This is a genomic window from Pseudomonas sp. LBUM1647 (assembly GCF_059716175.1).
In genome coordinates this window covers 2,308,401-2,326,078 of sequence record NZ_CP166809.1, presented here as the reverse complement: position 1 = coordinate 2,326,078, position 17,678 = coordinate 2,308,401, and the positions used below count along the sequence as shown (strand labels likewise).

The 17,678-nt window shown below is 58.5% G+C and carries 19 protein-coding genes; 16 read left to right on the top strand and 3 right to left on the bottom strand.

The features are described from left to right. Nucleotides 1–27: 27 nt before the first annotated feature. Nucleotides 28–654, top strand: a complete 627-nt coding sequence (locus ACA059_RS10585) for a LysE family translocator (protein ID WP_497633732.1) — start codon at nt 28–30, stop codon at nt 652–654. 184 nt (nt 655–838) lie between these two features. Here the strand turns inward: ACA059_RS10585 and uraH are convergent, their stop codons facing one another. Then, entirely contained in the window at nt 839–1,192 is a 354-nt protein-coding gene (uraH, locus tag ACA059_RS10580; RefSeq protein WP_497633731.1) for a hydroxyisourate hydrolase, read from the bottom strand. A 433-nt stretch (nt 1,193–1,625) separates the two neighbouring features. Here uraH and puuE point away from each other — a divergent pair, with 433 nt between their 5' ends. The 8 genes from puuE (at nt 1,626) to ACA059_RS10540 (ending at nt 9,791) form a co-directional block, all read left to right on the top strand. Next, a complete protein-coding gene (puuE, locus tag ACA059_RS10575) occupies nt 1,626–2,552 on the top strand; it encodes an allantoinase PuuE (protein ID WP_059404690.1) in 927 nt (308 codons plus the stop codon). Further along, nucleotides 2,549–3,064: a 2-oxo-4-hydroxy-4-carboxy-5-ureidoimidazoline decarboxylase gene (gene uraD / locus ACA059_RS10570; protein ID WP_497633730.1), complete on the top strand. Its 516-nt coding sequence runs from the start codon at nt 2,549–2,551 to the stop codon at nt 3,062–3,064. The genes puuE and uraD overlap by 4 nt, the downstream gene beginning before the upstream one ends. Before the next feature lie 88 nt (nt 3,065–3,152). Then, a complete protein-coding gene (gene alc, locus ACA059_RS10565) occupies nt 3,153–4,148 on the top strand; it encodes an allantoicase (RefSeq protein ID WP_131062432.1) in 996 nt (331 codons plus the stop codon). A gap of 121 nt (nt 4,149–4,269) precedes the next feature. Further along, the gene (locus ACA059_RS10560; RefSeq protein WP_007960046.1) at nt 4,270–4,773 is read left to right on the top strand and encodes an ureidoglycolate lyase; all 504 of its coding nucleotides are present in this window, start codon (nt 4,270–4,272) and stop codon (nt 4,771–4,773) included. A gap of 50 nt (nt 4,774–4,823) precedes the next feature. Continuing rightward, nucleotides 4,824–6,125: a urate hydroxylase PuuD gene (locus ACA059_RS10555; protein ID WP_497633729.1), complete on the top strand. Its 1,302-nt coding sequence runs from the start codon at nt 4,824–4,826 to the stop codon at nt 6,123–6,125. A gap of 187 nt (nt 6,126–6,312) precedes the next feature. Further along, nucleotides 6,313–7,671, top strand: coding sequence for a nucleobase:cation symporter-2 family protein (locus tag ACA059_RS10550; protein ID WP_497633728.1), 1,359 nt, complete (start codon nt 6,313–6,315; stop codon nt 7,669–7,671). A 173-nt stretch (nt 7,672–7,844) separates the two neighbouring features. Continuing rightward, nucleotides 7,845–8,630, top strand: a complete 786-nt coding sequence (locus tag ACA059_RS10545; RefSeq protein WP_415767072.1) for an outer membrane protein OmpK — start codon at nt 7,845–7,847, stop codon at nt 8,628–8,630. A gap of 375 nt (nt 8,631–9,005) precedes the next feature. Then, a complete protein-coding gene (locus tag ACA059_RS10540; RefSeq protein WP_497633727.1) occupies nt 9,006–9,791 on the top strand; it encodes an outer membrane protein OmpK in 786 nt (261 codons plus the stop codon). Between the two features lie 87 nt (nt 9,792–9,878). Here ACA059_RS10540 and ACA059_RS10535 read toward each other — a convergent pair whose 3' ends face one another. Then, a complete protein-coding gene (locus ACA059_RS10535; RefSeq protein ID WP_497633726.1) occupies nt 9,879–11,033 on the bottom strand; it encodes a patatin-like phospholipase family protein in 1,155 nt (384 codons plus the stop codon). A gap of 35 nt (nt 11,034–11,068) precedes the next feature. Beyond that, the gene (locus ACA059_RS10530; RefSeq protein WP_497633725.1) at nt 11,069–12,001 is read right to left on the bottom strand and encodes a lipid A biosynthesis lauroyl acyltransferase; all 933 of its coding nucleotides are present in this window, start codon (nt 11,999–12,001) and stop codon (nt 11,069–11,071) included. Between the two features lie 118 nt (nt 12,002–12,119). On the opposite strand from ACA059_RS10530, the gene minC reads away from it, so the two are divergent. The 7 genes from minC (at nt 12,120) to ACA059_RS10495 (ending at nt 17,660) form a co-directional block, all read left to right on the top strand. Beyond that, nucleotides 12,120–12,857, top strand: coding sequence for a septum site-determining protein MinC (gene minC / locus ACA059_RS10525; protein ID WP_497633724.1), 738 nt, complete (start codon nt 12,120–12,122; stop codon nt 12,855–12,857). A gap of 201 nt (nt 12,858–13,058) precedes the next feature. Beyond that, nucleotides 13,059–13,871 (top strand): septum site-determining protein MinD, encoded by an 813-nt coding sequence (gene minD, locus ACA059_RS10520; protein WP_129436963.1) that lies wholly within the window; start codon nt 13,059–13,061, stop codon nt 13,869–13,871. Then, complete coding sequence (gene minE, locus ACA059_RS10515; RefSeq protein WP_007898843.1) at nt 13,871–14,125, top strand: cell division topological specificity factor MinE; 255 nt, start codon at nt 13,871–13,873, stop codon at nt 14,123–14,125. Before minD ends, minE begins: the two co-directional genes overlap by 1 nt. Nucleotides 14,126–14,304: 179 nt before the next feature. Continuing rightward, nucleotides 14,305–14,940, top strand: coding sequence for an RluA family pseudouridine synthase (locus ACA059_RS10510; RefSeq protein ID WP_008146175.1), 636 nt, complete (start codon nt 14,305–14,307; stop codon nt 14,938–14,940). A gap of 147 nt (nt 14,941–15,087) precedes the next feature. Further along, complete coding sequence (locus tag ACA059_RS10505) at nt 15,088–15,930, top strand: protein kinase family protein (RefSeq protein ID WP_497633723.1); 843 nt, start codon at nt 15,088–15,090, stop codon at nt 15,928–15,930. 106 nt (nt 15,931–16,036) lie between these two features. Then, entirely contained in the window at nt 16,037–17,326 is a 1,290-nt protein-coding gene (locus ACA059_RS10500; protein ID WP_497633722.1) for a M18 family aminopeptidase, read from the top strand. Nucleotides 17,327–17,483: 157 nt separating this feature from the next. Then, nucleotides 17,484–17,660 carry a hypothetical protein gene (locus ACA059_RS10495; RefSeq protein WP_165353224.1) on the top strand — a complete coding sequence of 59 codons (177 nt, stop codon included), beginning with the start codon at nt 17,484–17,486 and terminating at the stop codon, nt 17,658–17,660. Nucleotides 17,661–17,678 lie beyond the last annotated feature (18 nt).

Here is a 17,678-nt window from a genome sequence, read left to right as displayed (position 1 = left end):
AGGCTTTTGTGCAAATGGAGGAAAGTGATGAGTCTGGAAACCTGGCTGCTGTTCAGCGGCGCTGCGCTGGTGGTAATCCTGATCCCGGGGCCACTGTCTTTGCTGATGATCAGCAACAGTCTGAATTACGGATTGCGTCGTTCTTACCCGGCGTTTCTGGGTGGCGTGATTGCGTCGATCTGCTTGCTCAGTGCGTCGGCGCTGGGTTTGGGCGCCTTGCTGCTGGCGTCGGAACAGCTTTTCAGCGCCTTGAAGATCGTCGGTGCGCTGTACCTGTTCTACCTGGCCTGGCAGAGCTGGCAGCAATCGCGCCTGCCCTCCCACGGCGCTGAAGTGCCCCAGGCTGCGCCAGTACCACGCTTTCGCGCCCTGTTCGGGCGCGCGTTCATGTTGGGCGCCAGCAACCCGAAAGACATTCTGTTCTTCGCCGCTTTCCTCCCGCAGTTCCTTAGTGCAGAGCAACCATTCCTGCCGCAGTTGCTGGTGATGATTGCGACCTGGACCGTGCTGGATTTGCTGTGCAAGTTGGCTTATGGGCTGGGTGCCCACGGGGCGGCGCGGTACCTGCGCAGCGGCAAGGGGCAGAGCTGGTTTAACCGGGTGAGTGCGGGGTTGTTTGGTGGTGCAGGTGCGGCTTCGTTGTTGAGCCGCTAAGGTCAAAAGATCGCAGCCTCGTTGCACTCGACAGCTCCTACAGCAGAACGCATTCCCCTGTAGGAGCTGTCGAGTGCAACGAGACTGCGATCTTTTGACTTTCAGGTAGGCAAAAAAAAGCCCGCAGTGTGAGCGGGCGAAAGACCAAAGAAGCTATATGCGCAGGATTTTGGGGGGGAAAGTCCTAGCTTCCTCTGTAGGTCGAATAGCTGTACGGCGAAATCAGCAACGGCACGTGGTAATGATCCTGTTCCGCAGAGATGCCAAACCGCAGCACCACCACATCCAGGAACGCGGGTTCTGGCATCTGAACGCCACGGGCGCGGTAGTAATCGCCCGCATGAAACTGAACCTGATAGACCCCGGAACGGTAGTCATCACCTTGCAGCAGCGGTGCATCGACCCGGCCGTCGCTGTTAGTGACTGCTGTGGCCACCAGTTCCAGCTGCGAACCTTCAACGCGATACAACTCGACCTTGATCGAGCTGCCCGGGCAACCGTGTGCAGCGTCTAAAACGTGAGTAGTCAAACGTCCCATTGATTCTGCGCGCCTGCCTGCGTGGAGCAGTCAGACCTCGCGCCTCCCAAAGTCAGTTGAAAAGGAGACCGCACCGATTCGGAGCACGAAACGCTGCGGCGAGCGACTGATTAAGACACTTTTCAAAAAAATTGTACACAATAAAAACAACATATTTACCGCTATACCCGTTATTCGTGGATTCCCGCCGAATCTGCCACCGAGCCATAGGGCCAGAGGACCTTCCATCCATTAGCTGACCAATCAGGCAGGTTTCTTGCAATAACATGTGAAGATGACAGTCCGTGAAAAATGCAAAAAAACAGGCTTACAAAGTGGATATAAAGTTGTATACAATCAGCCCATCGCTGTGACGCCAGCCTGTCATCAAATCGCCAGGCCGCCACACAACCCTGACCTTGAACAAGTCGATCGAATAAGAAGGAAGACTGCAGTGAGCGCTGACTACCCACGCGACCTGATCGGTTACGGCAGTAACCCTCCTCACCCACACTGGCCGGGCAATGCCCGCATCGCCTTGTCCTTCGTGCTCAATTACGAAGAAGGCGGCGAGCGCAATATCCTGCACGGCGATAAAGAATCCGAAGCCTTCCTTTCGGAAATGGTCTCGGCGCAGCCGCTGCAAGGCGCGCGCAACATGAGCATGGAATCCCTTTACGAGTATGGCAGCCGTGCCGGCGTCTGGCGGATTCTGAAACTGTTCAAGGAATTCGACATTCCGCTGACCATCTTCGCCGTGGCCATGGCCGCCCAGCGTCACCCGGACGTGATCCGTGCGATGGTCGATGCCGGCCACGAGATCTGCAGCCACGGCTATCGCTGGATCGACTACCAGTACATGGACGAAGCCCAAGAACGCGAGCACATGCTCGAAGCGATCCGCGTCCTCACCGAAATCACCGGCGAGCGCCCACTGGGCTGGTACACCGGCCGCACCGGTCCGAACACCCGTCGACTGGTGATGGAAGAAGGCGGTTTCCTCTACGACTGCGACACCTACGACGACGACCTGCCCTACTGGGAACCGAACAACCCGACCGGCAAGCCGCACCTGGTGATTCCGTACACCCTGGACACCAACGACATGCGCTTCACCCAGGTTCAGGGCTTCAACAAGGGCGATGATTTCTTTGAATACCTCAAAGACGCCTTCGATGTGCTGTACGCCGAAGGCGCCGAAGCACCGAAGATGTTGTCGATCGGCCTGCACTGCCGTCTGATTGGCCGTCCGGCGCGTCTGGCCTCGCTCAAACGCTTTATCGAATACGCTAAAAGTCATGAACAGGTGTGGTTCAGCCGTCGCGTCGACATCGCTCGCCACTGGCACGAAACCCACCCGTACCAAGGGGCCGCAAAATGAGCCACTTCCAAACCCTGAAGCCGTCGACCCTTAGCCGCGACGCGTTTGTCGCCGCTTTCGCCGACATCTACGAACATTCGCCATGGGTGGCCGAGAAGGCCTTCGACCTGGGCCAGGACGCTTCGATCGACGAGATCGAAACCCTGCACCAGCGCATGAGCGACATCCTGTTGAGCGCCGATCACGCCAGCCAATTGGCACTGATCAACGCTCACCCGGACCTGGCCGGCAAAGCTGCCGTGCAGGGCCAACTGACCGAAGCCAGCACGAATGAACAGGCTGGCGCCGGTATTCACCAATGCACGGCCGAAGAGTTCCAGCGCTTCACCGAGCTGAACGACGCCTACAAGGCCAAGTTCAAGTTTCCCTTCATCATGGCGGTAAAAGGCAGCAACCGGCATCAGATCCTCGCGGCGTTCGAAACGCGCATTCACAACTCGGCCGATACCGAATTCAAATGCGCGCTGGCGGAGATCAACAAGATCGCCTTGTTCCGATTACTGACCCTATAGCGAGCCTTGCCCGAGCGACATTGAACGCATACATCGCCCAGGGCACCGCAAGCATCCCAAGCCAACTAATTAAAGGCAGACAAGAAGAATGAAAGCTTACGCCGTACCTTTCGAGAAGTTCGTCAACCTGGCCGACGCCCGTCTGGGCACCAAAATCATCTCGGTCACCGATGACTGGTTCGCTGATGCCAACCGCCTGTTCCAGCCGACCCCGGCTGTGTGGAAAGAAGGCGTGTTCGATGACAACGGCAAGTGGATGGACGGCTGGGAGTCGCGCCGCAAACGCTTCGAAGGCTACGACAGCGCCGTGATCCGCCTGGGCGTACCAGGTTCGATCAAAGGTGTGGACATCGACACTTCATTCTTCACCGGCAACTTCCCGCCGTCGGCCTCTCTGGAAGCGTGCTTCCTGGCCTCGGGCGAGCCGGACGAAAGCACCCAGTGGACTGAAGTGCTGTCGGCCGTCGAGCTGCAAGGCAACAGCCACCACTTCCACGAAATCAACAACGACCAGGCCTTCAGCCACCTGCGCTTCAACATCTACCCGGATGGTGGCGTGGCCCGCCTGCGTGTTTACGGTATTCCGTTCCGCGACTGGTCCGCTGTGGGCGACAACGAGCAAGTTGACCTGGCAGCAGCCCTGAACGGTGGCCGCGCCCTCGCCTGCTCCGACGAACACTTCGGTCGCATGAGCAACATCCTCAACCCGGGCCGTGGCATCAACATGGGCGACGGCTGGGAGACTGCACGTCGCCGTACGCCAGGCAATGACTGGGTCATCGTCGCGCTGGGTCATGCCGGCGAGATCGAAAAAGTCATCGTCGACACCCTGCACTTCAAGGGCAACTACCCGGACACGTGCTCGATCCAGGGCGCGTTCGTGAAGGGCGGTACCGACAGCCAGATCGAAACCCAATCGCTGTTCTGGCGTGAACTGCTGCCAGCGCAGAAACTGGAAATGCACGCCGAACACACCTTCGCCGAGCAGATCAAGGCGCTGGGGCCGATCACCCACATCCGCCTCAATGTGTTCCCGGATGGTGGTGTGAGCCGCCTGCGCGTTCTCGGCAAGGTCGCTAAATAAGCGCCGAACCCAATCGCCAGCAGGCTGGCTCCCACAGGGGAATGCATTCCAAATGTGGGAGCTGGCCTGCCAGCGATAGCAATAGAACAAACAACACAGAACTCAAGGTAAGAAGACCAGCATGCGCACATTGACGATTGAACCGCTGACCAAAGAAGCCTTCGCCCCTTTCGGTGACGTGATCGAAACCGACGGCAGCGATCACTTCATGATCAACAACGGTTCGACCATGCGCTTTCACAAACTGGCGACGGTGGAAACCGCCACGCCAGAGGACAACGCGATCATCAGCATCTTCCGCGCCGACGCGCAGGACATGCCGCTGACCGTCAGCATGCTGGAGCGTCACCCGCTGGGCAGCCAGGCTTTCATTCCGCTGCTCGGCAACCCTTTTCTGATCGTGGTCGCGCCACTTGGCGATGAACCTGTATCAGGCTTGGTCCGCGCCTTCGTCACCAACGGCAGGCAGGGCATTAATTACCATCGCGGCGTTTGGCACCATCCGGTGCTGACGATCGAAAAGCGGGATGACTTCCTGGTGGTTGATCGCAGTGGCACAGGCAATAACTGCGATGAGCATTTTTTCAAAGAGGATGAGCGTTTGATCCTTGCCCCCCACCAATAAGAGAAGGTCTGATCACTCGACAACAGAGTGACAGGCGAGAGGTAAAGACTGTGGAAGCACATCTGTTGGAATGGCTGAACCTGAGCGTGCGCTGGGTTCACATGATTACTGGCGTGGCCTGGATCGGTGCGTCGTTCTATTTCGTCTGGCTGGAAAACAACCTTAATCGGGTCAACCCGAAAAGTGGTCTGGCGGGCGATTTGTGGGCGATCCACGGCGGCGGTATCTATCACCTGGAAAAATACAAACTGGCTCCTCCGACCATGCCGGACAACCTGCACTGGTTCAAATGGGAAGCCTATTTCACCTGGCTGTCGGGGATCGCGCTGCTGTGCGTGGTGTTCTACTCCAACCCGACGCTGTACCTGCTGGCACCGGGCAGCAGCCTGACCGGCCCTGAAGGGGTCGCACTGGGCATTGCCTCGTTGTTCGTCGGCTGGTTCGTCTACTCCTTCCTCTGCGACTCGGCCCTGGGCAAACGCCCTGCCCTGCTCGGCTTCATCCTGTTCGTGCTGATCATTGGCGCTGCTTACGGCTTCAGCAAAGTGTTCAGCGGTCGCGGTGCGTACCTGCACGTCGGCGCGATCATCGGCACCATCATGGTCGGCAACGTGTTCCGCATCATCATGCCGGCGCAGCGCGCACTGGTTGCCGCGATTGCCGAAAACCGCACGCCGGATCCGGCGCTGCCGGCCAAAGGCTTGCTGCGTTCGCGTCACAACAACTACTTCACCTTGCCGGTGCTGTTCATCATGATCAGCAACCACTTCCCGAGCACCTACGGCAGCCAATATAACTGGCTGATCCTGGCCGGGATCGCGGTGCTGGCGGTGTTGGTGCGTCACTACTTCAACACCCGTCATGACAGCCACAAATTTGCCTGGACCCTGCCCGTTGCGGCAGTGGGCATGATCTGCCTGGCTTACGTGACTGGCCCGGCGCAGATGCCCAGCGCGCCTGAAGTGGCCAAGGCGCCTGGCACCATCGAGTACCAGCCGTTGCCGGAAACTGCCCTTGGTGGCGGTGCCAAACCTGAAGCGGCGAAACCTGCTGCGCCTGCCGCTGCACCGGCTCAGGCGTCCAACGCCGGCCCCGGTTTCGACAAGGTTCACAGCGTGATCCAGGAGCGTTGCGCGGTTTGCCATTCTGCCAAACCGACCAGCCCGCTGTTCAGTGCTGCACCGGCTGGCGTGATGTTCGATACCCCCGAGCAGATCCGTCAGAACGCTGCACGCATCCAGGCTCAAGCGGTCACTAGCCAGATCATGCCACTGGGCAACATCACCCAGATGACCCAGCAGGAACGTGACCTGATCGGCGCGTGGATTGTTCAGGGAGCTCCAACCAACTAAGCAACACAAAAGCCTGTGACAAGCGGGCTTTTGTGGCGAGGGAGCTTGCTCCCGCTGGGCTGCGAAGCGGCCCCATTCTCTACCTAAGAAGAAGTGGACTGCTACGCAGTCCAGCGGGAGCAAGCTCCCTCGCCACAGGTCCCCTGATACAAAAAATCACAAGAATAAAAAAGATCCGAGGTGTTGCATGTCCGAGCTATCCGAAGCGCGCATCCCCGACGCACCCGCCATTCAGCGTTTACCCCTTTTGCAATTGATCCTGGTCGGCCTGCAACACGTTCTGCTGATGTACGGCGGAGCCATCGCGGTGCCGCTGATCATCGGACAGGCCGCTGGCCTGAGTCGTGAAGAAATCGCCTTCCTGATCAATGCCGACCTGCTGGTGGCCGGGATCGCTACCATCGTGCAGTCGCTGGGCATCGGCCCCATGGGCATCCGCATGCCGGTGATGATGGGCGCCAGTTTCGCCGCTGTCGGCAGTATGGTGGCAATGGCCGGCATGCCTGGCATCGGCCTGCAAGGGATCTTCGGCGCGACCATCGCCGCCGGATTCTTCGGCATGATCATCGCGCCATTCATGTCCAAAGTCGTACGCTTCTTCCCGCCTCTGGTGACCGGAACAGTCATCACCTCGATCGGTTTGTCGCTGTTCCCCGTGGCCGTCAACTGGGCTGGCGGCGGTGCGGGCGCCGCTGAATTCGGTTCACCGATTTACCTGGCCATCGCCGCGCTGGTGCTGGCCACCATTCTGCTGGTCCATCGCTTCATGCGCGGTTTCTGGGTCAACATTTCCGTGCTGATCGGCATGTGCCTGGGTTACGTACTCTGCGGCCTGATCGGCATGGTCGACCTGAGCGGCATGGCCCAGGCGCCGTGGCTGCAATTCGTGACCCCGCTGCATTTCGGCATGCCGAAATTCGAACTCGCACCGATCCTGTCCATGTGCCTGGTGGTGGTGATCATCTTCGTCGAGTCCACCGGGATGTTCCTGGCGCTGGGCAAAATTACCGGTCAGGACGTCTGCCCACGGATGCTGCGTCGCGGTTTGTTGTGTGATGCCGGCGCCTCGTTCTTCGCCGGTTTCTTCAACACCTTCACCCACTCCTCTTTCGCGCAGAACATCGGCCTGGTGCAGATGACCGGCGTGCGTTGCCGCTCGGTGACCATCGTCGCCGGCGGTTTGCTGGTGGTGTTGAGTTTGCTGCCGAAAGCGGCGTTTCTGGTGGCATCGATTCCACCCGCCGTACTGGGCGGCGCGGCGATTGCGATGTTCGGCATGGTCGCCGCCACCGGCATCAAGATTCTTCAGGAAGCCGACATCGGCGACCGTCGCAACCAGTTGCTGGTGGCGGTGAGCATCGGCATGGGGCTGATCCCGGTGGTCCGTCCGGAATTCTTCGCGCACCTTCCGATGTGGATGAGCCCGATCACCCACAGCGGAATCGCCATGGCCACGCTCAGTGCGCTGTCGCTGAACCTGCTGTTCAACATCCTCGGCGGCGCCGAACGCGCGGCCATCAACGACTGCCACGCCCACCCGCACTGATCGAACCTCTGTGGCGAGGGGATTTAGCGAAACGTCGCACCGCCCCGTTGGGTCGCAAAGCGGCCCCAGCATTCTCTCAAGCAAACCGCATTCGCCTGTTTTACGACTGCTTCGCAGCCAAACGGGGATAAATCCCCTCGCCACAAAACAATAAAAACAAGAGGGAGCAACAGATGATTCGCACACAGACAAACATGCTGTTAGGCGGTGGTCTATTGGCCGCCAGTCAGGCCATGGCCGGCGATTTACTGCTGTGGCAGACCAACAGCCTGAGCTATCTGTATGGCAAGGATTTCGCGGTCAACCCGTCGATCCAGCAGACGATAACCTTTGAGCACGCCGACCGCTGGAAGTACGGCGACAACTTCCTGTTCGTCGACAGCACTTACTACAACGGCGAGAAAGACCGGAACAAAGGCGTTCACGCCTATTACGGCGAGTTCAGTCCGCGCCTGTCTTTCGGAAAAATCCTTGACCGCCGTTTCGAATTCGGCCCGATCAAGGACGTGCTGCTGGCCATGACCTACGAGAATGGCGAAGACGACACCGAGGCCTATCTGATCGGCCCCGGTTTCGACCTCGCGGTACCGGGCTTCAATTTTTTCACCTTGAACTTCTACTATCGCCAGACCGAAGGTTCGCGTCCCGGCGACGATGTCTGGCAGATCACGCCGGCCTGGTCCTACACCCTGCCATTGGGCAACTCGAACCTGTTGATCGACGGCTACATCGACTGGGTCGTGGATAACGACCAGAACTCACATGGCACCTACCACGCCAACCTGCACTTGAACCCGCAGATCAAATATGACCTGGGGAAGGCCTTGGGCTGGCGGGAGAAACAGGTGTACGTCGGCGTCGAATACAGCTACTGGAAAGACAAATACGGCATCGAAAACAACGCCAACCTCGACACTAATGAGAACACCACCAGCCTGCTGGTGAAGGTGCACTTTTAAGATGGCCCGCAACCGTGCTCCAAACCTGTCGTCGGTGCGCTGTTGCGGGGCACTTGAGACCTGGCCAAGGAGTCAGTATTCTCCGCGGCCGCCCGAATCTGGTCTAAAAAAAAGCCCGGATTTAATTCCTGACCAGAAAGCCAACTTATCCCGGCGCTGGACGGTACCAAGGCACTCCAAAACCACTCTCAATCGACTGCTCTTGAGCCGCCGAACGGGAGTTTTTTGGCTTTTCAAAAGCCTTGGCTCAGCTCTTGCTAACAGCACTGAAGCTGACCGATTGGATGATTTTTTACAGCTACAGAAAAGGCGCCACACCAGAGCGCCGACCTTAGAAAAATAACGTGGAACCACCTACTTTTTGGGAGCAACCGAATGAAACGTACGTGCACTAGCCTGATGCTGGCGGGATCTTTGCTGGCCGGGGGCCAGGCCATGGCCGGCGACTTGCTGCAATGGCAGAACAACAGCCTGACCTACCTGTATGGCAAGGACTTCCAGGTCAACCCGCGCATTCAGCAGACGGTGACCTTCGAACACGTCGATGGCTGGAAATACGGCGACAACTTCATGTTCGTCGACAAGATCTTCTACAACGGCAAGGAAGATTCCTTCGCCGGTGAGAACACCTACTACGGTGAAATCAGCCCGCGCCTTTCGTTCGGCAAGATCTTCGATCAGAAACTCGAGTTCGGCCCGATCAAAGACGTGTTGCTGGCCATGACTTACGAGTTCGGTGAAGACGATACCGAGTCCTACCTGGTCGGTCCTGCTTTTGACCTGGCGATCCCGGGCTTCGATTACTTCCAGCTGAACTTCTACAACCGTCATACCGAAGGCGACCGCCCAGGTGACAATATCTGGCAGGTCACTCCGGTCTGGTCCTACACCATCCCGGTGGGTGATTCGAACATCCTGATCGACGGTTTCATGGACTGGGTGGTCGACAACGACGTCAACAAAAAAGGCGAATACCACGCCAACCTGCACTTCAATCCACAGGTCAAATACGACTTGGGCAAGGCGCTGAATCTTGGCGAAAAGCAGTTGTACGTCGGCGTCGAGTATGACTACTGGAAAAACAAGTACGGTATTGAAGACAGTCAGGGCTTCAAAACCGATCAGAGCGTAACCAGCTTCCTGGTCAAGGTTCACTTCTGATTTAGAGTCAAAAGATCGCAGCCTTCGGCAGCTCCTACAGGGATATGCATTCCAATGTAGGAGCTGGCGCAGCCTGCGATCTTTGCTTTATGACAACCCCAAAAACCGACACAACTCATCCCGCTTGGCCAACGCATCCCGTCGCCCCAAATCAATCAATTCGCTGCAATACCCCGCCTCGAACAGCAGATAACTCAGCACCCCCGCCCCGCTCGTCTTGGTCGCCCCCGGCCCGCGCAGAAACAGACGCAGCGCCGCCGGCAACTCCTGCCGATGCCGCGCCGCAATCTCATCGATTGGCTGACTCGGCGAAATCACCAGCACATCTACCGGCGCCACACCCAGCGCGCGCGTCGGCGTGCCATCGGGCAGCAGATGACTGAACTGATTGAGCCGCTGCAGCAACTCAATGTCGCTTTCCAGGCTGTCAATGAACGTGCTGTTGAGCATGTGTCCACCGATCTGCGCCAGGCTCGGCTGCTGGCCGGTGTAGGCGCGTTGCAGCGGTTGTTCCGGGTCGACGCCGCGGGGGTTGCCGCTGACGCCCACTACCAGCACCCGGCTGGCGCCCAGGTGCAGCGCCGGGCTGATCGGTGCCGACTGACGTACCGCGCCGTCGCCGAAATACTCTTCACCGATTTTCACTGGCGCAAACAACAGCGGAATGGCTGAACTGGCCAGCAAGTGATCGACGGTCAATTGCGTGGGGACGCCGATTCGCCGATGGCGCAACCAGGCATTGATGGTGCCGCCGCCCTGATAAAAGGTCACCGCCTGACCGGACTCGTAGCCGAACGCGGTCACCGCAACCGCCTGCAACTGCTTCTGTGCAATGGCCTCGGCAATCCCGCTCATCTGCAGTTTGTCGTCGAGCAATCCGCGCAGCGGCGAACTGTTGAGCAAAGCCACCGGCACCGAAGCGCCAATACCGAGCAAACTGTGGCTGACAAAACGGCTGGCCTGGTGGATCACGCCCGGCCAGTCGCTGCGCAGCACCAGATGACTGCGAAAGCCCTGCCAGAAGGCTGTCAGACGTTGAATCGCACCACGAAAATCCATCGCCCCACTGGCGAGGCTGACCGCGTTGATTGCGCCGGCCGAGGTGCCGACGATCACCGGAAACGGATTGCTCGCGCCGACCGGCAACAGCTCGGCAATTGCCGCCAGCACACCCACCTGATAGGCCGCCCGAGCCCCGCCGCCGGAAAGAATCAACCCTGTAACCGGTTCAGCAGGACTCATCGCAACACTCCATGGTGCTTATAGGGATCGGTGGTTCAAGCGCGTTTTGCGTACAGCTTCGGCTCACCCGGGGGACGGCTCTTGAAGCGACGATGAGCCCAGAGGTATTGCTCCGGACACTCGCGCAAGACGCCTTCGATCCATTGGTTGATCCGCAGGCAATCGGCTTCTTCGGTTTCGCCGGGGAAACCTTCGAGCGGTGCATGAATCACCAGTCGATAACCGCTGCCATCCGCCAGACGTTCCTGAGTGAACGGCACCACCAGCGCCTTGCCCAACCGCGCAAACTTGCTGGTGGCAGTGACGGTCGCGGCCTGAATCCCGAACAGCGGCACGAAAATACTTTGCTTGGCGCCATAGTCCTGATCCGGTGCGTACCAGATTGCCCGGCCTGCCCGCAGCAATTTGAGCATGCCGCGCACGTCGTCGCGCTCCACCGCCAGCGAATCGACGTTGTGCCGCTCGCGCCCCAGGCGCTGGACGTAGTCGAACAACGGATTCTTGTGTTCGCGGTACATGCCATCAATGGTGTGCTGCTGGCCGAGCAATGCCGCGCCTATTTCCAGCGTGGTGAAATGAACGGCCATCAGGATCACGCCTTTGCCGTCGCGCTGGGCTTTTTTCAGATGTTCCAACCCTTCGATATGGGCCAGCTTCGCCAGACGCTCGCGCGACCACCACCAGCTCATGGCCATTTCGAAAAACGCGATGCCCGTTGAGGCGAAGTTTTCCTTGAGCAGGCGCTTGCGTTCGGCAGCGGTTTTTTCAGGGAAACACAGTTCGAGATTGCGCTTGGCAATGCGCCGTCTGTCGCCGGCTACTCGATACATCAATGCACCCAGGGCGCGACCGATCGACAGCAACGCCGGATACGGCAGCTGCACAATCAGCCACAACAGCCCCAAGCCACACCACAGTGGCCAGAAACGCGGCATAAGAAATGTTTTTCGAAAACGCGGGCGATCCATTAAAGGTTCCGGAAAGACAATGGCCGCGCATTCTACATCGTTAGACCCGGCTTGCGGCTTGCGGGCGTTCTCGTTATAAGTCTCGGCACTTTTAGTGACAAGTCGTTGTATGCCGACCATGAGCCAAACCGAACCGCTAGACCAAGATCCCGTGTTCCAGCTGAAAGGCAGCATGCTCGCCATTACGGTGCTGGAACTGGCCCGTAACGACCTCGAGAACCTCGATCGTCAACTGGCCGCCAAGGTTGCCCAGGCGCCTAACTTCTTTAGTAACGCGCCATTGGTGCTGGCCCTGGACAAACTCCCGGCCAGCGAAGGTGCCGTCGATCTGCCCGGCCTGATGCGTGTCTGCCGCCAGCATGGCCTGCGCACCCTGGCGATCCGTGCCAGCCGCATCGAAGACATCGCCGCGGCCATCGCGGTCGACCTGCCGGTGCTGCCACCGTCCGGCGCCCGTGAGCGCCCGCTGGACCCGCTCGAAGGCCAGGTCAAGAAAAAACCGGAAAAACCGCCGGAGCCGACTATCAAGCCAACGAAGATCATCACCTCGCCCGTACGCGGTGGGCAGCAGATTTATGCCCAGGGCAGCGATCTGGTGGTGATCTCGTCGGTCAGCCCGGGGGCGGAACTTCTCGCCGACGGGAACATCCATGTATACGGCCCGATGCGTGGTCGAGTGTTGGCCGGCGTCAAAGGCGACACGAAAGCCAGGATTTTCTGTCAGCAAATGAGCGCTGAACTGGTCTCCATCGCAGGCCACTACAAGGTTTCGGAGGATCTGCGTCGCGACCCTTTGTGGGGCGCGGGCGTACAGGTCAGCCTGTCGGGCGATGTGTTGAACATCATTCGGCTTTAACGGATACTGCCGCATTTTCCAAACATCTCTAAAACGTAGCGAAAACGGCTCAAACGAAGTAGGAAAAAGGCCATAAGCAGTGTTTACCCGAGGTAAGCGCCGTTCTGGACCGAATTCCAGCCAAGGCTGTCCGACTGCAGTAGTTTTTCTAGAGATGTTTTTCAGGGGCTAAATGTCCTTTTTCCTTAGGGGTGAAACACCTTGGCCAAGATTCTCGTGGTTACATCCGGCAAGGGTGGTGTGGGTAAGACCACCACCAGTGCTGCTATCGGTACCGGCCTCGCACTGCGCGGTCACAAAACAGTTATCGTCGACTTCGACGTCGGTTTGCGTAACCTCGACCTGATCATGGGTTGCGAGCGCCGCGTGGTGTATGACTTCGTCAACGTGGTAAACGGCGAAGCCAACCTGCAACAAGCCTTGATCAAAGACAAACGCCTGGAAAACCTTTACGTACTGGCCGCCAGTCAGACCCGCGACAAAGACGCGCTGACCGTCGAAGGCGTGGAAAAAGTGTTGATGGCGCTGAAAGAAGACTTCGAATACGTGGTCTGCGACTCTCCGGCCGGCATCGAAAAAGGCGCTCACCTGGCCATGTACTTCGCAGACGAAGCGATTATCGTGACCAACCCGGAAGTGTCCTCGGTTCGTGACTCGGACCGCATGCTCGGCCTGCTGGCCAGCAAATCGCGCCGTGCGGAAAAGGGCGAAGACCCGATCAAGGAACACCTGCTGCTGACCCGCTATAACCCGCAACGAGTCAGTGACGGCGAGATGCTCGGCGTCGAAGACGTCAAAGAGATTCTGGCGGTCGCCCTGCTGGGTGTCATTCCGGAATCCCAAGCGGTACTCAAAGCTTCCAACTCGGGCGTGCCCGTGATTCTCGACGACCAGAGCGATGCCGGTCAGGCATACAGCGATGCGGTCGATCGTCTGCTGGGCAAAACCGTGGAGCATCGTTTTCTCGATGTAACGAAGAAGGGATTCTTCGAGCGCCTGTTTGGAGGTAGATAATGAATCTTTTTGACTTCTTTCGTGCCAGCAAAAAGGTCAGCACCGCGTCGGTAGCGAAAGAGCGTCTGCAGATCATCGTGGCGCACGAACGCGGCCAACGCAGTACACCGGACTACCTGCCAGCCTTGCAGAAGGAATTGGTCGAGGTCATCCGCAAGTACGTCAATATCGGGTCCGATGACGTGCACGTCGCTCTGGAAAACCAGGGCAGCTGCTCGATTCTGGAACTCAATATCACCCTGCCTGACCGCTAGTCGATCAGACAGGAGCCACGGCGGCTCAGAATCTTTGAGCCCCTGTAGGAACTGCCGCAGGCTGCGATCTTTTGATCTTGTTTTAAAAGCAGAATCAAAAGATCGCAGCCTGCGGCAGCTCCTACAGGGGACAATGAAGGTTCTGAGCCGCCGTTGGCGTTTGTTACGAGGCTGTTTTAATGCCGCTGTCCAACATCCGCATCATCCATCAGGACGCCGCCGTACTGGTGGTGAACAAACCGACCCTGCTGCTCTCCGTCCCTGGCCGGGCCGATGACAACAAGGACTGCCTGATTACCCGCCTGCAGGAAAACGGCTACCCGGAAGCGCGAATCGTCCATCGTCTGGACTGGGAAACCTCCGGCATTATCCTGTTGGCCCGTGATCCGGACACGCATCGCGAGCTGTCTCGGCAATTTCACGACCGCGAAACCGAAAAGGCCTACACCGCCCTGTGCTGGGGACAACCGGAACTGGACAGTGGCAGCATCGATCTGCCCTTGCGCTACGACCCGCCGACCAAGCCACGCCATGTGGTGGACCATGAATTCGGCAAACACGCCCTGACCTTCTGGCGCGTACTGGAGCGTTGCGGCGACTGGTGTCGTGTCGAATTGACGCCGATCACCGGCCGCTCCCATCAGTTGCGCGTGCACATGCTTTCCATCGGCCACCCACTGCTGGGTGACGGGCTGTATGCCCACGAGCAAGCACTGGCCGCCTGGCCACGACTCTGTTTGCATGCGAGCATGCTGAGCTTCACTCACCCGCAAAGCGGCGAGCGCTTGCGCTTCGAGTGTCCTGCCCCGTTTTAAGAAACCGCCGAACCCAAAAAAGCCCTTCCATCGAAGGGCTTTTTTATTTCCTGTTACAAATAGACGTGAAAATGGCGTGAAAATATTGTCATGAATTTGTAATGAAACGTAAAATAACGGCACTTTGATATCAGGCAGGAAGCACTCGTGCTCAGCAACAAGACACTCCAAGACGACTACCCGTTCACCTTCTGCCTGTTCAACACCACGCTGCACCTTAGCGAGCAGCCTTCAGCCGAAGCACAACAGGCGCTTGAACAGCTCATACACAAACGACGTGCCCACAAGCTCACCCGTGCGAGTGCACCGCTGGCCTCCGGCGATACGCCACTGTTTGCCAAGGTCCAGCCGCTGGACACCCTGAAGGCAAAAGTGCGGGTCACCTTTGGCAAACCACAGCGCAATGGCCGATTCGACTGGCCGCTGGAAGAGTTGATCAATACGCTCGAAGCACAACGCCGTGGCGTGCAAATGCCGCCGCTGCAAGGGTTCGGTTATACCAAGGACCGACTGGGGCTAACCCAGGAGTATTTCATTATCACGCGCCTGCTCGACGATCACATCGACGGTGTGCAATGGCTTAAACGCAACCCGGACAACGTCGAAACATTCATTCTCGACGCCTTCGAATTGCTGAGCGCCCTGTCCCGGAAGAACATCACGCACATGGATTTCTGGGCTGGCAACATCATGATCCCGGAAACACCACAGACTCCGCTCAAAGCCATCGACTTTGAAAACTGCTTTGCCGGGCAGACAAACCATCAAAGCGAAACCCTGGGTTTTCAACTGGGCTTCTTCTATCGCCGGGACATCTACAAGCTGATCACCGAAGCCGCCTATGACCGACTGGTGGACGAATACATTCGACAGATCCCGGGTATCTCGAAGGAAAAATTCAACGAGGTGTACCTCGCGAGCAAACATGAATATGTCGGCCGCAAGCAACGTCGCGAAGTGTTCCTCAATGGCAAGCTGATCACCGGTTGACTCATCCTCTTCGCCAATCGGCAGCTGGCGCACGTCGAACGGCATTGTCTCTGCAATGCCGTGAGCCAATACGTTAAACTTGCGCCATTGCTGTCTGGAGCTACTTATGCGCGAAGAGTTGAACCAAGGCCTGATCGATTTCCTCAAGGCCTCCCCTACCCCATTCCATGTCACCGCCAGCCTTGTTCAGCGCCTGGAAGCGGCGGGCTATCAACGCCTTGACGAGCGCGAGCCATGGACAACCGAAGCCAACGGTCGTTACTACGTCACCCGTAACGACTCGTCGATCGTCGCGTTCAAGATGGGCCGTCATTCGCCCCTGCACGGCGGCATTCGCCTGGTTGGCGCGCACACCGACAGCCCGTGCCTGCGGGTCAAACCCCAGCCGGAACTGCAACGTCAGGGCTTCTGGCAGCTGGGCGTCGAAGTCTATGGCGGCGCACTGCTGGCACCATGGTTCGACCGTGACCTGTCCCTGGCCGGCCGCGTGACCTTCCGCCGTGACGGCAAGGTCGAGAGCCAGTTGGTCGACTTCAAGGCGCCGATCGCCGTCATCCCGAACCTGGCCATTCACCTGAACCGTGAAGCCAACATGGGCTGGGCGATCAACGCCCAGACCGAACTGCCGCCAATCCTTGCGCAATTTGCCGGTGACGAGCGCGTGGACTTCCGCGCCGTGCTCACCGATCAACTCGCCCGCGAACATGGCTTGAACGCCGACGTGGTGCTCGACTATGAGCTGAGCTTCTACGACACCCAAAGCGCTGCGGTCATCGGCCTGCATGGCGACTTCATTGCCGGGGCGCGCCTGGACAACCTGCTGTCGTGCTATGCCGGCCTGCAAGCCTTGCTGACCACCGAAACCGACGAAACCTGCGTGCTGGTCTGCAACGACCACGAAGAAGTCGGTTCCTGCTCGGCCTGCGGCGCCGATGGCCCGATGCTGGAGCAGACGCTACGTCGCCTGCTGCCTGAAGGCGATGAATTCGTGCGCACCATTCAGAAATCCCTGCTGGTCTCGGCTGACAACGCCCACGGCGTGCACCCCAACTACGCCGACAAGCACGATGCCAACCACGGCCCGAAACTCAACGCCGGCCCGGTGATCAAGGTCAACAGCAACCAGCGCTACGCCACCAACAGCGAAACCGCCGGGTTCTTCCGCCACCTGTGCATGGCCGAAGAAGTGCCGGTACAGAGCTTCGTGGTGCGCAGCGACATGGGTTGCGGCTCGACCATCGGCCCGATCACCGCCAGCCACCTGGGCGTGCGCACCGTGGACATCGGCCTGCCAACCTTCGCCATGCACTCGATCCGTGAACTGTGCGGCAGCCATGACCTGGCGCACCTGGTCAAAGTGCTGAGCGCGTTTTACGCCTGCCGCGAGCTGCCCTAACCCCTAAAACAATCGCGCCTCTGTAGGAGCTGCCGAAGGCTGCGATCTTTTGATCTTGTTTTTAAAAGCAATATCAAAAGATCGCAGCCTTCGGCAGCTCCTACAATTCGAAATCGACCTAAACTTTAAAACATCCCCTACGACAAGGCAGTCGCTCATGATCTCGTTGTCTTCGTTCCACGCCATGCTGATTCCGATTCTTGCCGGGATGATCATGCTGGCAATCGGCTTCAATTTTCGTGACAAGAACGTCGGCGTGTTCGCGATGTGGATCGGCATGTTGATGATCCTCGCCACCGTGATTTTCAAGATCCTCGCCAAACTCAACGAATAAATCCTCCCCTCTGGCTCG

Bases quoted from the DNA above. Each gene is read 5' to 3' on its own strand.
- alc (WP_131062432.1), top strand. From the start codon at position 3,153: ATGAAAGCTTACGCCGTACCTTTCGAGAAGTTCGTCAACCTGGCCGAC.
- uraH (WP_497633731.1), bottom strand. From the start codon at position 1,192: ATGGGACGTTTGACTACTCACGTTTTAGACGCTGCACACGGTTGCCCG.
- ACA059_RS10540 (WP_497633727.1), top strand. From the start codon at position 9,006: ATGAAACGTACGTGCACTAGCCTGATGCTGGCGGGATCTTTGCTGGCC.
- ACA059_RS10550 (WP_497633728.1), top strand. From the start codon at position 6,313: ATGTCCGAGCTATCCGAAGCGCGCATCCCCGACGCACCCGCCATTCAG.
- ACA059_RS10545 (WP_415767072.1), top strand. From the start codon at position 7,845: ATGATTCGCACACAGACAAACATGCTGTTAGGCGGTGGTCTATTGGCC.
- minC (WP_497633724.1), top strand. From the start codon at position 12,120: ATGAGCCAAACCGAACCGCTAGACCAAGATCCCGTGTTCCAGCTGAAA.
- ACA059_RS10495 (WP_165353224.1), top strand. From the start codon at position 17,484: ATGATCTCGTTGTCTTCGTTCCACGCCATGCTGATTCCGATTCTTGCC.
- ACA059_RS10585 (WP_497633732.1), top strand. From the start codon at position 28: ATGAGTCTGGAAACCTGGCTGCTGTTCAGCGGCGCTGCGCTGGTGGTA.
- ACA059_RS10535 (WP_497633726.1), bottom strand. From the start codon at position 11,033: ATGAGTCCTGCTGAACCGGTTACAGGGTTGATTCTTTCCGGCGGCGGG.
- uraD (WP_497633730.1), top strand. From the start codon at position 2,549: ATGAGCCACTTCCAAACCCTGAAGCCGTCGACCCTTAGCCGCGACGCG.
- ACA059_RS10500 (WP_497633722.1), top strand. From the start codon at position 16,037: ATGCGCGAAGAGTTGAACCAAGGCCTGATCGATTTCCTCAAGGCCTCC.
- ACA059_RS10530 (WP_497633725.1), bottom strand. From the start codon at position 12,001: ATGGATCGCCCGCGTTTTCGAAAAACATTTCTTATGCCGCGTTTCTGG.
- ACA059_RS10510 (WP_008146175.1), top strand. From the start codon at position 14,305: ATGCCGCTGTCCAACATCCGCATCATCCATCAGGACGCCGCCGTACTG.
- ACA059_RS10560 (WP_007960046.1), top strand. From the start codon at position 4,270: ATGCGCACATTGACGATTGAACCGCTGACCAAAGAAGCCTTCGCCCCT.
- minE (WP_007898843.1), top strand. From the start codon at position 13,871: ATGAATCTTTTTGACTTCTTTCGTGCCAGCAAAAAGGTCAGCACCGCG.